General features: G+C 42.6%; 11 protein-coding genes. 6 read left to right on the forward strand and 5 right to left on the reverse strand.

Annotated elements, in window-relative coordinates; all coding sequences use genetic code 11:
* The 3 genes from Q8W40_RS11175 to Q8W40_RS11185 form a co-directional block, all read right to left on the reverse strand.
* A partial coding sequence (locus Q8W40_RS11175) for an MBG domain-containing protein (RefSeq protein WP_305397222.1) occupies positions 1–2,855 on the reverse strand: 2,855 nt, incomplete at its 3' end.
* A gap of 54 nt (positions 2,856–2,909) precedes the next feature.
* Entirely contained in the window at positions 2,910–3,521 is a 612-nt protein-coding gene (locus tag Q8W40_RS11180) for a phage tail protein (protein WP_305397223.1), read from the reverse strand.
* Positions 3,522–3,987: 466 nt separating this feature from the next.
* Positions 3,988–5,103 (reverse strand): hypothetical protein, encoded by a 1,116-nt coding sequence (locus Q8W40_RS11185; RefSeq protein WP_305397224.1) that lies wholly within the window; start codon positions 5,101–5,103, stop codon positions 3,988–3,990.
* A gap of 334 nt (positions 5,104–5,437) precedes the next feature.
* Here Q8W40_RS11185 and Q8W40_RS11190 point away from each other — a divergent pair, with 334 nt between their 5' ends.
* The 5 genes from Q8W40_RS11190 (at position 5,438) to Q8W40_RS11210 (ending at position 10,592) form a co-directional block, all read left to right on the forward strand.
* A complete protein-coding gene (locus tag Q8W40_RS11190) occupies positions 5,438–7,426 on the forward strand; it encodes a PatA/PatG family cyanobactin maturation protease (protein WP_305397225.1) in 1,989 nt (662 codons plus the stop codon).
* Between the two features lie 66 nt (positions 7,427–7,492).
* The gene (locus Q8W40_RS11195; RefSeq protein ID WP_022611398.1) at positions 7,493–7,642 is read left to right on the forward strand and encodes a hypothetical protein; all 150 of its coding nucleotides are present in this window, start codon (positions 7,493–7,495) and stop codon (positions 7,640–7,642) included.
* A 149-nt stretch (positions 7,643–7,791) separates the two neighbouring features.
* Positions 7,792–7,941: a hypothetical protein gene (locus Q8W40_RS11200; RefSeq protein WP_022611397.1), complete on the forward strand. Its 150-nt coding sequence runs from the start codon at positions 7,792–7,794 to the stop codon at positions 7,939–7,941.
* A gap of 251 nt (positions 7,942–8,192) precedes the next feature.
* Entirely contained in the window at positions 8,193–8,750 is a 558-nt protein-coding gene (locus Q8W40_RS11205) for a hypothetical protein (protein WP_305397226.1), read from the forward strand.
* Positions 8,751–8,969: 219 nt separating this feature from the next.
* Positions 8,970–10,592 (forward strand): hypothetical protein, encoded by a 1,623-nt coding sequence (locus tag Q8W40_RS11210; protein WP_305397227.1) that lies wholly within the window; start codon positions 8,970–8,972, stop codon positions 10,590–10,592.
* A gap of 61 nt (positions 10,593–10,653) precedes the next feature.
* Here the strand turns inward: Q8W40_RS11210 and Q8W40_RS11215 are convergent, their stop codons facing one another.
* Positions 10,654–11,259, reverse strand: coding sequence for a response regulator transcription factor (locus tag Q8W40_RS11215; RefSeq protein WP_305397228.1), 606 nt, complete (start codon positions 11,257–11,259; stop codon positions 10,654–10,656).
* A 257-nt stretch (positions 11,260–11,516) separates the two neighbouring features.
* Entirely contained in the window at positions 11,517–11,885 is a 369-nt protein-coding gene (locus tag Q8W40_RS11220) for a helix-turn-helix domain-containing protein (RefSeq protein ID WP_305397229.1), read from the reverse strand.
* 522 nt (positions 11,886–12,407) lie between these two features.
* Between Q8W40_RS11220 and Q8W40_RS11225 the strand changes: the two genes are divergently transcribed.
* A complete protein-coding gene (locus tag Q8W40_RS11225; RefSeq protein ID WP_305397230.1) occupies positions 12,408–13,913 on the forward strand; it encodes a hypothetical protein in 1,506 nt (501 codons plus the stop codon).
* Positions 13,914–13,938: the final 25 nt, after the last annotated feature.

Below are 13,938 nucleotides of genomic sequence, written 5' to 3' on the forward strand. Positions count from 1 at the left end.
ATGCCGGAAATCACAGGAACGTCATTGACGTTGGTCACCGTCAGCGTAAACGCAGGAAGGCTGGCTTTCGCTTTGGCGGCATCTTCCACTGAAATCACGATGTTGGCTGTGCTGCCTACATGCTCGTTAGTTGGTGTACCGGAAAGCGCACCCGTTGCCTTGTTAAACGTAGCCCAAACAGGCTTGTTCACAATGCTGAAGGTGTGGCTGTCGCCGTTGTCCGCATCCGTCACGGTTGGGATAAAGCGATACGCTTCGTCTTCGTTCACGGTTGTTGCTGGCGTGCCAGAAATCACTGGCGCATCGTTCACGTTGGTGACCGTCAGCGTAAACGCGGCTAGGCTGGCTTTCACTTTAGCCTTGTCTTCTACCGAAATTTCAATATTCGGCGTGCTGCCAACATGCTCGTTGGTTGGCGTACCGGAAAGCTCACCCGTTGCCGTGTTGAACGTTGCCCAAGATGGCTTGTTCACAATGCTGAAGGTGTGGCTATCGCCATTGTCCGCATCCGTCACGGTTGGGACAAAGCGGTACGCTTCGTCTTCGTTCACGGTTGTTGCTGGCGTGCCAGTAATCACTGGAGCTATGTTTGCTGCAATAACAGTCAACGTACCTTTTGCAAAAGAGATCGCATAGTTTACAGAACTCAAGCCACTCGCCGTTATATCGTATGTACCAATCTCCGAGCTACTGTTCGCAGCTGTATTAAACTGAGCACTCCCTGTTAGGCTGGAAAGCGAATCATCATTTTTAAACCCCGTTATCGGTGCTAGCTCGAAAGTAGGATTGGCTTCGCCTTGTTTACGAGTTGTATTTGCAACTTGAATCGTCAGAGGGGCTTTTGCAACGGTCAACGTCACTATTTTTTCAGTGGCGGCATGAGTTGATGTTTCAGCTACGCTTGCTTTAATGCTTACAGTACCCGCATTACCTATAGTAACGGTGTTACCACTGAGCGTTGTGCCATTTGCTTCACCTACTATGCTGTATGAAATAGCAACATTGGTATCAACCGTTGCGCCTAGTGCAAAATTATCATCACCATAGTTTTTGTTGATATTACCAAAAGTGAGTGTAGGAACCGCTAGCTCTGTAATTGTCAACTGCCCTTCTAAATAACGGATTTCGTAGTTAGAGGATGACACCCCACCAAGCTTAATGGGGTATGTGCCAAGAGGATACATATAGTAACCGCCGGTATTAGTGGGTCTCACTGTCCCAGTAAGAGAGCTCAATGTATCACTATTTTTGAAACCACTGGCAGAGAAGGTGTAAAAGCTCTCATCCAGTAAAATCATGTCGTACTTTAGAGCTGATTTATCATCCGCTGTAATCGTCAACGGTGCTTTAGCTATCGTAAGCGTGATGTTTTTTTCTGCTGCCAAATGGGTTGGAGTCTCAGCTACACTGGCTTTAATACTCACAGTACCAGCATTACCTAAAGTAACGGTATTGCCATCCAATGTTGTACCATTTGCACTACCTACTATGTTGTATGAGATACTTCCACTCGAGTTTGTTACCGCACCTAGACTTATCGCTGTATCACCATAGGTTGCAGTGATATCGGTAAAACCATTAATCGATGTAGGTGTTAGGGGTGACGGGCTATCAATGACAATATTCTGTAAAGATTGGTTCACAGAATCAACATTTAAACCGGTGGTAGACAGCGTAAGGTTCGCTGCATTTTTAATTACTCCTGAGTTGAGGTCGATACCATTCGCAACACTAATACCCATCACCTCAATTCCGGTTTCAATGGTGTAAATAAATGTTAGCGAATTAGTACCAGTTCCAGATTGATAAGTCGCATATTTGGTCTGTCCATTTATGGTTAATGCTAATCTAGGTGCACCAGTGACGGTTACCACTTCGTCCAGCACATAAGTAAACGTAAGTGCCTCTCCCGTACCATAGGTTTTCGCGTTTGGCGGCGTGATATTCACCACTTCAGGCACATTGTTAATGGTGACATTAACGGTAATCGTGTCTTCACCACCATTCCCATCACTGACTTTTATCACAAAACTGTCGCTGCCCGTTTCACCCGCATTAGGTGTGTACGTGGCTGTAGCAGGAGAACCCGATCCGGTGACGGTTCCACTGATAATATTGACAATACCTTTTTGGGGTTGGTTTGTTGAGTCAAGGGACCAAGTTAACGTATCGTCACTGTTCTCGTCATTTACTGTGAGGTTTGAGATGGCTACCGCACTGCTGTTTTCATTGGCAACGAGCGAGGTGGTACTGCCTGCGGTAAATGACGGCGCTGCATTGCCGTTTACATCATTCGCATCAAAACCAAAAAAATAGATAGGTATTGATGTTAGGTGGGGCCAATTAACATTTGAAATAATCAACTCATCTGATGATAAGGCTTTAATATTTGTTAATTCACATGTAGCAACCTGATTAAACGTAACAAGACACTCATCTGATTGTGTACTTGAACTAATAGTTAGGGAAAAATTTGGTTTTTGAGGGTTAGCTAACTGAACATAAACTTTAAAAGCATTGAAGTTTATTTTCTTTCCCGCGCCAGCCACTTTGAAGTGAACTTTTTCAGCACCATAGACACTATGAGTGAAGTTAAAATTTAAAATATGATTTTCTGGTACTTCTGTAGGGAAAACCAGAGCCTGAATATCGTCTGTTTGAACGCTTTGAATACTCGCCTCAATACTTAATTCAGTTCCAGCAACAGTTTTAGCGCCAGTTATGCGCTTATATCCGTCCCCTCCGGTTTCAGTTGTAAAAACAAGCTCTGATGCCTGAGCAATCGTTATATTTGCATATAACAGAATGCATATTCCGACTAGTTTACAAAAACTTTTGTAAATGTATTTTTTCATTATGTTCTCAGATTAAATTGGTACAAATTAACGACTAGTGCGAATACTCCAGCTTTAGTTCTCTGGCAAACTAATGCCGATATAGCAAATCAAATAGTTAATCACCGTGTAGGGACTCTCTGTGTATATAGGAGACCCTCTTCCCGCCAAAGTGCCTGCTTTGATTTGTTGTAACTTGCTTTTATCTGGACTCTCTTTGAAAGCATTAAACTGTTCTGTAGTAAATGCTCCTTTCTTATTAACAACACCTAAATGGCTATTTTCTGTAGGACTGGTTAGATCTGCATTTTCAGTTGTCACCTCAAGCGTAATTTCAGCATTCGGAAGGTTGGTTGAATTCAAGCGTGCTTCAATATGCCCACCTTCTCGGCCAAATCTATAATGATGGTGATGTGTGTGACGAGATCCATCCGGCAAAACATGCGTTCGATCCATACCTCGACCATAGTGAACAGGAGCCCGCCCTATAAAGTTAGGAAGCCGATATGTACTCTGAAATTTACTACCTCCAAACGCGTTACCAATGACATGCCACAATGCATGATATGGATTTTCTTGCCCTTCCAAAATCACCCCTGAAGGCAGTTCTCTGCCATCACATGGCAGCCACCCTTCTGGAATATAATCACCAGCAAACAACATAACTTGACCTAAATAGCCGTCCATAAAACTCTCCATATATGTAAAACTAGCAATTCAATTAAAGTGACTCTTCTTACAACCTCACCTCTAATAATCTTCTATTTGCTGGCTTAGCCTCAATCAGTACCTTTAATCAACCCAGCACTGTAAATAATCACAAAGACGTAAAAAATACTGCTTACGCAATCGGTGAATTAATCAAAGGTAATTGTGAACAAGGCAAAGGTGGTTAGGAATGGTATCGATTGCATTTTCTTAAAAGGGGGAGAAGGCGTGAAATTCAACGCCGAACTCTAGCGTCAAATCAGAGAAAACAGACAGAGGCATAGGGCGTTTTTTCCAAATTATTTGAGGCTGGGCATAACAGAATTAACGCGACCAGAAGTGAGCTTATTTGGCTTTCACCTGAATAACCGACTCTCAATTTGGAACAATGATATCTATCCATCGGTATCTTAGTTGAAAGCCAATACACTTTATATGAGCTGGCCTAATGCATGAGCACCAAATAGCTCACGATAAACAGAGCAAATAAACTCGCCGGCCAATAGGCAAGCTTAATCCATAGCGCATCTCTCGCAACCAAGGGGCTAAACCAGCGATTGGGTACGTTGTAGATAAAGCTCACCACCACGGTCAGTATCATCAATACGTACATCGTTAGGTAATAAAACTCAATGTAGACCACCTCTTGCGTCGCAAATTGGGTCCTAACCTCTGCATGAGACAACACCACCACAAAAAATAAGGCGGCAATTGAGCCTATAATGCCCATAATAGAAAAACCATGTGCCGCTTCTTTTTTGGGGCAATGGCTTAACGTCAATAAAAGAGCAAACAATAAAACAAATACAGTAATCATGGGAATAAGGTGCACCACAAACGCATTGCTAAATTTGCGCTTTAGCACCACATTAAAGTGGAGTTCAGGTACCTCACCAAGCATGGTATCGAGAAAACCTAAATTTGTTTGGTATGTGTTTAATTTATAATCAAAAAAAGTATCATCAACTTTCCAGCCACCTAACACAATATTGTTGTCTAGCCCAAACTTGTCTTGTAAGCCCGTTTTAGGGTATCCAGATAGATCAGAAATAAATACCCAATCTTCACCAATTGGGGGCAAAATTTTAAGCCATGCGGTTTTATGATCAAGCGGGTAATGGCTGTAATTAAACGGTTGGCGAGCTAATACTTCAAAATACCAAACAATAACGCGTTCATTCCCCACTAGTACATCATGCTCTACAACTGGTACTTTAATACCCTTAACTTCTTCGGGAAAAATAAAGGTTTGCCCTTCTCCGATATCAAGTCCTTTTGGGAATTTCTGCCAAAGGTAGCCATTAAAATAAATATCGTTGGCAGAATCGAAATGCATTGAATGTATAAAGACTCCTGTTGGTACATTCACTTTATGCTCAATCGATTGCCCTTGGCTTTGATATAACTTAGATATCTCATTCTTTGCCTGCGCTACAGAAGTTAACTGAGCCTGATTGGGCTGATACCCTGTATCCACCTTATACCAAATTCCCATAATCAATACCGCTATAAACATAGATATCAACGCGACCACGCGCCAATATATTCTTTCATTTTTCACTTTACTTTCCTTATCACTAATCAATGTAGTTCTTTATTATCAACTAACCATGAGCACTTTAGAATTTGATTGCTGCACAATATTATTTCCAAAAACATACAACGTTAATGCTTTCACGTTCAAAAATGCATTTCGAAGAGAAACAAATGTATTTGGAATACTTTTTAAACCTGCTATCCGGGTAATATCTTTCTCATCGAATGGCAACGGCTTCATGCACTGAGCTATTAAACGGAACTTCTCACTGCTCCTTTTTATTTCTAAGCGGTGGGCAGAACACAAAACTGAGATCCACACCAACTTAAATAAAACGGATGTGACGGAGCGTACCCAAATGTTTGCAACTGAAAATAATTCTCTTCCGCTTGAGCAATTGCAAGAATGGGGGCACTCAGGAAAAGGAGTAAAAGTTGCCGTTATCGATGGCGATATTGATAGCCATCACCCATTACTTCAGCACTTGAAGATAGAACACGTGAATCAGCATGAACCTCTAGGAAGCAAGCACGGAACGGCAGTTTGCAGCCAATTAGCTGGCTCGGGTATAGGGGTCGCACCAGAAGTTGAGATAGTGAGTATTCCCGTTTTTTCACAAACGCCAGATGGACAAGTGAAGGGGTGCTCTGAATATCAGCTCAGTAAAGCCATTCATCAAGCGGTGAAACACCAGTGTGATGTGATCAACATCAGCGGTGCATGTTTATCCGTGAATGGTCACGGATCCGATCAGCTACGCCATGCGATTAAGGCGTGCGACAAAGCAGGCATTAAAGTGATTGCCGCGGTAGGCAATGACGGGCAAAGGAGCGAGTCTTTACCCGCATCACTCCCCTCTGTACTAGCGGTCGGAGCGTGTAACAAGCAAGGTGAACTGGCTTCATTCAACAACCACGGCACCAAATTACAGAGAAAGATGTTGCTCGCTTCAGGCGTGGACATGCCTGTGGCATTACCTCAACTCGGCTTTTCCATAGTAAATGGGAGCAGCTTCGCCACACCCGTAGTGTGTGGGGTTTATGCGCTATTACTCAACATGACGAAATCCGCAGAAATAAAAATAACGCCCGATGAGTTAGTGAAATGGTTGTTTGATTCCAGTACCCAATTTTTGCACAACCAACAAACCTATCACCGGTTGAACCTACACAAACTGGCGCAACTGGTACAGAAAAAACGTTTAAAACACCAGAAATTACCTAACACGAGGAGGGGCACAATGCCTACTGATGAACCGAAGCACACCGAAGTACTTGCACCCAGCACGGAAGAGCGTAACGCCCTTGATGCGGTGCTACCAACCGAAGAAGAACACGCATTATTAGAAGAAATTACACCTAGCTCTGTCAAAAATGTGCAGTCCGGCAACACGTCTGGGCAAGCAGGAGTCCCGACTTCATCTGGACTAAACTTGCCTAAAATTAACGACCCAGCTGGGCATATTTCCCCGCACAGTGCTGCAACAACGGTTATGCCACAGAGCGAGCAAACCGATGCACGAGTAGTCAGCCAGCTAAATAAAGTATTCGCGATTGGTGAAATTGGCTACGACTTCGGCTCCGAAGCGAGGTTAGACTACTTCACGCAAGTGATGGGCGGTGAAAACGCACACCCGTTTGACCCAGTGCATATGGCAAGGCACCTCAGTACAGGTGACAACGTTGAGCAATCGAATGCCCTGATCTGGACACTCAAAATCGATGGCATTCCTGTATACGCCATTGAACCAGACAACCAGTTTGCTGTGCTGCAGTTTGCGCGCCTCGTGCAGTTCTTACACGACCAAGAAACCCAAGGCGTCGAGCGCGTTTCCATTGCTGGTGTGATCACCGGTGAAACTCGCCTGTTTAATGGCCAAGTGATCCCACGTATTTCGCCAGTATTGCGCGGCATGTTCAATTGGACATCGCAAGCGCTTGCGGTTTCTGTTTATGGGGAAAACACCAATTTGTCATCAGGCAATGCAGAAAGTGTCACCGCTCAACAAACCGAGCAGATGTCCGATTTCCTAAACCGCGTGTACTACGAGTTGCGTAACCGTGGCGAAATTGATGGAGAGCGCGCCATTAATTTTGCCGCCACCAATGCGTTCCAAATGAAAGAGATCTTTGCCGATGCATTCAAAGAAAACCTCTTCTTGAACAAAATTACCGCAGACCAAAGCCCCATCACTCGCCCAGAATCGATTTGCCTAGACGTAGTACTCGAATTCTTTAACCCGAAAGAGCGCTTAACCGCAGCTCGCAAGCTTTACCGTTACACCATTGACGTGAGTGACGTTATGCCCGTCACCGTCGGTAAAGTGCGCATGTGGCACGCATATTAATTGAAACCCTTAACCGGGCGTTACGCCCAACCATTAACCCACTCTATCTTAAATAAGGAGATAACCATGAAACTACCCACTCAAGCACCAGGTGTAGACCGTTCAAACCGCCTAGAAGCCGCGCAAGCAGCAGGCGTAAACCCTGCGTTCTGGGGAACGGCTTTCGACATTCTGAAAAAAGCCGGTAAAGGCGCGCTACAAGGCGTGATGAGCTAAGCAACACCCAGGCATTCATTCTTCTTTCACTGAATGAATGCCACCCGCTTCATGTTCACTTCCATTGCTCGTGAAAGATGAAGCGTATTTAAAACCTTACCCAACACAACAATGTGTTTAATTAACCCATATCCAATAAGGAGAACACCATGAAACTACCAACTCAAGCACCAGGCGTAGACCGTTCAAACCGTTTAGAAGCCGCGCAAGCAGCCGGCGTTAACCCTGCATTTTGGGGCGGCGTATTCGACGTACTGAAAAAAGCGGGCAAAGGTGCATTGCAAGGTGTAATGAGCTAAGCAGCCATAGAAACCTTATTAACCTCAGTTCTGGGTAATAACATTTTTCTGATTAATGTTTTACCTATGAGCAAGAAGCAATTAAAACGCAATGCACACCTTGTTCTATATAAATGTAGAACTCATTATTCAGAACTAGGTTTTTAAACAAAATAATTTAACAATTTTATCATATCAAAATGATAAATATGAGATAGCTTATCAGCACTTGAGCTATATAGTCTTTATATATAAATACAGAAGGTATTATTATGCCAGGAAACTTCATTTTACCAAACGCCAAATCAAAAGATTTAAAAGGGCTTACTTATTTATTAGGTGCAAAAGTTGACAATGAAATTCATCACTGTGACCAAAATGGCAAATTAGATGATTTTATTAATAATGAAACGAAAAATAGAAACGGCCTTCCTCCTCACTTTTACCTTAGTATTAGAAGTGAAAATATAAACAATAGCTACAACATACTAAATTCACTACATATGGATGGAAATAGTACATATATCAAAGATCAGACAGATATTGCAATTGACGGGGTATCAGCAATAAACAAATTAATATCCCCTGAACATTTAGTTAACTCTCGCGGTAAAAAAATGTCTAAACCCCTTGATTCAAAAGTTCCGCTGGCTCGAGCTATTGAATACTGCCGCATCTGGAAGGAAACTGTGGAACAAGATGGTGAAATTTCAATTTCAATATATTCACTAGATGGAGATAATATTTGGACAGAAAACGATGTAACCAAGAAATTAAAAGATATAACTAATATTCATTACTTTAAAGGTGTTCCACAAAGTACAAAATAAAAATGTAACTAATGATTTTTTGGTTTAATAAGTTAACACGTGAGCTAAATTAGTTTCCTTAGCTCACTTTATTTCTTCCATAAAATATTAACCTAAAAAATCGACAGCTGATTTATACCCTAAAAATAACTAGTAATTGGGTATAGGTAACAATTCTCTGAAAATATGGATCTCGCAAATACCGAAATTTTATACCCCCTGTTTGAACGGTTAAAGCTTATGAACAATACAATCAACACCCTAATCAACGAACTGAACGCCATGGTGCAGCACGCAACAGGGTTGGGCGAGCCATTACCTGCTGGAATGTTGCATCATTTGGATCATTTGTTGTTTAAGCAAAATCAAACGCAAGGGGAAGAATACCCATCCCCATATACCGCTGACGATCTCCAACAGTTAACCGACTACCACCAAATGATGGCTGAACTGATAGAGCCAGCACAGCCCCGTTCAGTATTGTTGATAAAACAACAAGAGCAGCAGCAAGGTATGTTGGGGTTTCTTGGCCCAGTTACCTTGGTTCGGCAACTGACGGGGCTGGCGATTTTCTGCGTGGTTATGACCATTGCACTCGCGCTTTCCCCCGAAATCAACCGAGAAACCATCAATAAGGATTTGTTCGAAAATTCAGGCATTTCCCTACTGCTAAACCTGCTGTTTTTACTTTGTTGTGCCGGATTAGGGGCAACCTTCTCGAATTTGAACAAGCTGTTTTTGTATATCGATGCCATGACGTACGACCCACGGTTTAACTCAACCTACTGGATTCGAATCATCATGGGGTTTATGAGTGGGTTGATGATCGCGGAACTTTTGCCTTTAGGGCAAATGCAGGCCGCTGCTGGAAGTGAAAGTACCATGGTGGATTTAGACAAACCGCTCGCCGCCATTTTAGGCGGGTTCAGCTCAGATGTGCTTTACCGCTTTTTATCCAGGCTGCTGGAATTGGTGGAACAACTGTTCAAAAGCCAGCCATCTGGTGAGCGAGGAAAGCGCTCGTCGTATCATGCGAATCCACGCCCTGCTAGACATGTTGTGTACGAATCAAAAGTTGCAGAGAACGCGAATAGCATACCACCCAACTCGCAACCTGTTACCGAAATACGCGCGAATATCACTGAGAGCGAACAAGGAAATGCTGAAACGCCAGTTGGTGCGCTTGATAGAATGGCAAAGGGTACGCCGAACATGAATAAGGAACCGGAAACTCACTTCAATCAACCTCAACACGATCAAGATACCCTAACGATTTTGCAGTTAGGTAAACTCACCTACGATGCCGAAGGCACCGAAGGAGGGCGTTACCACAGCCGTAAGCTTCATGTTCCTTCTGGATCTTCTGGGCTCACCATTGGGCGTGGGTACGACTGTAAGGAAAAGAGTACAAGCCAAATTATCAACCAACTTTGTGAAGCGGGGTTACCGTTAGCGAAAGCCCAAAAGTTAGCGGGTGCTTCAGGGTTAAGTGGTAAACAAGCATCTGATTTTATTGCTGATAACCAACTTGATGATGACGAAATTACCGTTGAACAACAGGAAAAGCTGTTTGCCATCAGTTATCAATCCCTATTAGCCGATGTAAAACGGATTTGCAGCAAAAGTGATTGCGTGGCGGCTTATGGGGATGTGAGCTGGGATACGCTGAATAACAAAATAAAAGCCGTGCTGGTGGACTTGCGATACCGCGGAGATTACACGCCCAACAGCCGAAAGCTGATTCAGTCTTATGTTGCCAGCAACAATTTCGCTGGGTTCTATACCGTACTGTGCAACCGCCAGCTTTGGCGACAAGTGCCTGAAGATCGCTTCAACCGTCGGGTAGCGTTTTTGAACGAGTAAATTGATGCCCTACCTGCGATTGCAAGTAGGGCAAGTTTCAAGATTTTAACCGTGGGTGTATTCAGTCGTTACTTTGTGGCATCAAATGGCGTACTTGTTCTTGCCTTAGTTTAAGCCTGTGCTTTCTGTACTGAAGTGGTGTCAAATTGAAGTGTTGCTTAAAAGCCGAAGAAAAGTTATTGGCGTTATTGTACCCCACATCCAGTGATATATGGGTGACATTCAATTCCGTTTTTTCAAGCAACTCTGCACCTTTTTGTAAACGCTGCTCGCGTAGCCAAGAAAATATGGTTTGCCCAACGATATCTTTAAATGCCTCAGACAAGGTGTTTCTATTACTGGAGAGCTCTTGGCTAAGTTGCCCCAATGTAATATCTTCATCAAGGCGAGATTTCAATATGCTTATAGCTCTGGTAACCAGTATTTCTTTTTTGCTTAACGGTGGTGTTTGAATGGCGGCAGGCATGTATTTAATTGCACTGACTCTACGAATAACTTCCTCCGGAACAATTGGGTAGCTAATATAATCTGTAAAACCTTCTTCAAAAATAGAACGCCTGTTGTTTTCAGATGCGTGAGTCAATGCAAGAACCACGGGAGGGTTAGAAATACCTTGGATAGCTTTTCTTAACACTGAAAAAGAAGCAATCGGTTCGTTTTCTTCCATAACGTCTAAAATAATAGCATTGGGTACGGAATTAATTACTTCTTCTGATATGTCAGATAAAGTTGTATACTTTACTCTACACCCATTTTTCTTTAAAACGTTTTCTATTTCTAAAAAATTTATTTACCAAATCCAACTAGCATAATGACACTCTCTTTCATTTCAATATTCCTTTGTTACGTTAAAACCAATTAAAATTGGTGATTTATTTTTCATCGCTAAGATAGAAAATCCTTATCGAACCATCCTTATGATTTTTAAGATAGCTCTATTGTTCTATTAAAGTATTCGCGATATCTCCTTGGGCTAATGCCAAATTCATTTCTAAATGCTGTTGAAAAGTTATTTGCATCAGAATACCCAACCTCCATAGCTATAATGGATATTGGTGCATCGGATTCTTCAATTAAAGCTTTGGCAGTATCGAGTCTTTTTTTCCGCAACCATTCAAATGGTGTACTGTTGGTAAACCTTCGAAACAGAGAAATCATTTTATTTCGATTTACCCCTACATATTTACACAACTCTACTAGGGTTATTTTTTCTCCTATCCTGCCCATCATATAATCTATCGCCACTTGAAAAACTCGCTCCCTCTCTCTATAACGGGATATCGTATCTTCCATAACCACCCTCCATAAATAATAGAATTAAAAATAAAACACCTAGAATTCCGAAAAAGAGTTCCACAGTCTATTACACGGCGTTACACTAAAGCTTCTGTTTGCGATCTCTATGAGTTACCTCACCAGATAAAAAACGGTCTTTTTTTCGAGACATATCTCAATAAGTAATCAGAAAACGCAACGCATACACAATAATTATAAATTCCTCATTAAATTATATGAAACAAGCCTTCCTTAACACTGCTGGTACAAGTCGCAATAAAACAATTAATTACAATTAACCCATTGATAAAAAAGAAAAACAAAATTTGTAAAATGAGTGGAATTTAGCCGGGATGTTTCTAGAAGTTTACAATCACAGAAATTTGGAAGAGGAGACGTTAATTCTTTATTGAGCTAACAGGATATAGCTCTCACATTGGCAATTGACAATAATAACAATTACATAAAGAATAACAGGCGGACATTCCATATAACATAGGCGAATCCTGCTTTATCGCCTGATAGAGCAAAGGATTGATGATGAGCAAAAACAAATGGAAATTGGTGATTCAAGAGGTAGGGACACACCAAGCAAAAGTTTGGGTTGGTACCTTATCTGAATACCAAGGTAAACCGGACACCTTTACCGTTAACGTGTTCACGCAGCCTATCACTGAGCGAGAGCGTCAGCCCATCGCTACCTATCCCATACAGAAACAAGACTGGGAACGACCATTTACAAAACTACGTGAGCGCTTTTTTAAGGTGGTGACGATCACGGGGTTAGAGCCCAATAAAACGTATTACGTCGATTTTGTTCGCGGTGAGCACACGTTTAGCTGCAGTGAAGATCACAGTAAAACCATTCAGGAAACAGTGCTAGAAACAGGCACACTCAAAACCTTACCCACTTCGCTTTCAGAAACCGAACCCTTTGTAGCCATGCTCGGAAGTTGCTTTTACAACGGCAAGCATGAGAAGGGACAAGCGGCGAAAGCGTACACTCATTTGTATTTTCAGGGAAAACCTGAAGAGCAACCTCATGTTAAATTTCTTACTGGCGATCAAGTGTATCTCGATATTGGGGTGGACTCACTCTCACCCGTGGTTAATGAAGTCCATAAACGAATCGCGACGGATTATGAAGAAACGTGGGATATCAACCGTAAGATGTACCGACATGGTGGGTGTTGGTTTTTAGCCGATGATCATGAATATTGGAATAACTATCCGTATGTCCAAGGCACCAACCCGTACTTGTGGGCGATTACTTTATCCAAAAAGATCAAAGCAGCGTGGACGAAAAGCGCGAAAGATGGCGTTAAAAACGTGCAGCAGATTACCCCATTTCGAACGTTCGATATTGGTGACGATTTGTCTTTCTGTTTTGTGGACTTAAGAACAGACAGAGACAAACGTGAACCACCAAAATCGCTGACCACCAGTAAGGTGTTTAAACAGCTTATCGACTGGGCAAAAAGCCTCGATAAAGTGGGCGTGTTAGTGTTGCCTCAACCACTTATCGTTAAACCGGGTACTGAGTCGGACTACAACCTCGCCAACTATGAAAGCCAGTACAAGCAACTGCTTGATGCATTAGCCGCATCTGGAAACGACATACTGTGTTTGTCGGGGGATGTGCATTACGGCCGAATTGCCAGCGTTAAGATTGGCAGTAAAAAAGCTATTCTGCATGAAGTCATTTCTTCTCCAATGTCGAACATTCCTGCATCCGATGGTGGAACGTTTTCCGCTGCGACACCTAGGAGAGTGAAAAACCTACCTCGCTTTTCAGGTCACAATGAAGGCGTTGAATACGGAGATGTGTGGTGCACAAAATCGGAGCTCGTCAGCAAATGGTACATGCTGAAAAATTACTATCAGAATAAAGAACACTTTATGACCCTGGCATTCACTCGCTCACACACGGGTAATGTAAAACTGGAAGTGCAAGCTTGGTTAGTCAGGCATTGCGAGCGTTCTGGTAAACCGAAAAAACAATTTAAAGACAGCAGAGTCATCACACTGAAAAAACGCCCAGCTTAAGTCTAGAAAGATAAGCATTCTAAGC

This window comes from Vibrio penaeicida, assembly GCF_030689305.1.
Classification (GTDB): Bacteria; Pseudomonadota; Gammaproteobacteria; order Enterobacterales; family Vibrionaceae; genus Vibrio; species Vibrio penaeicida_B.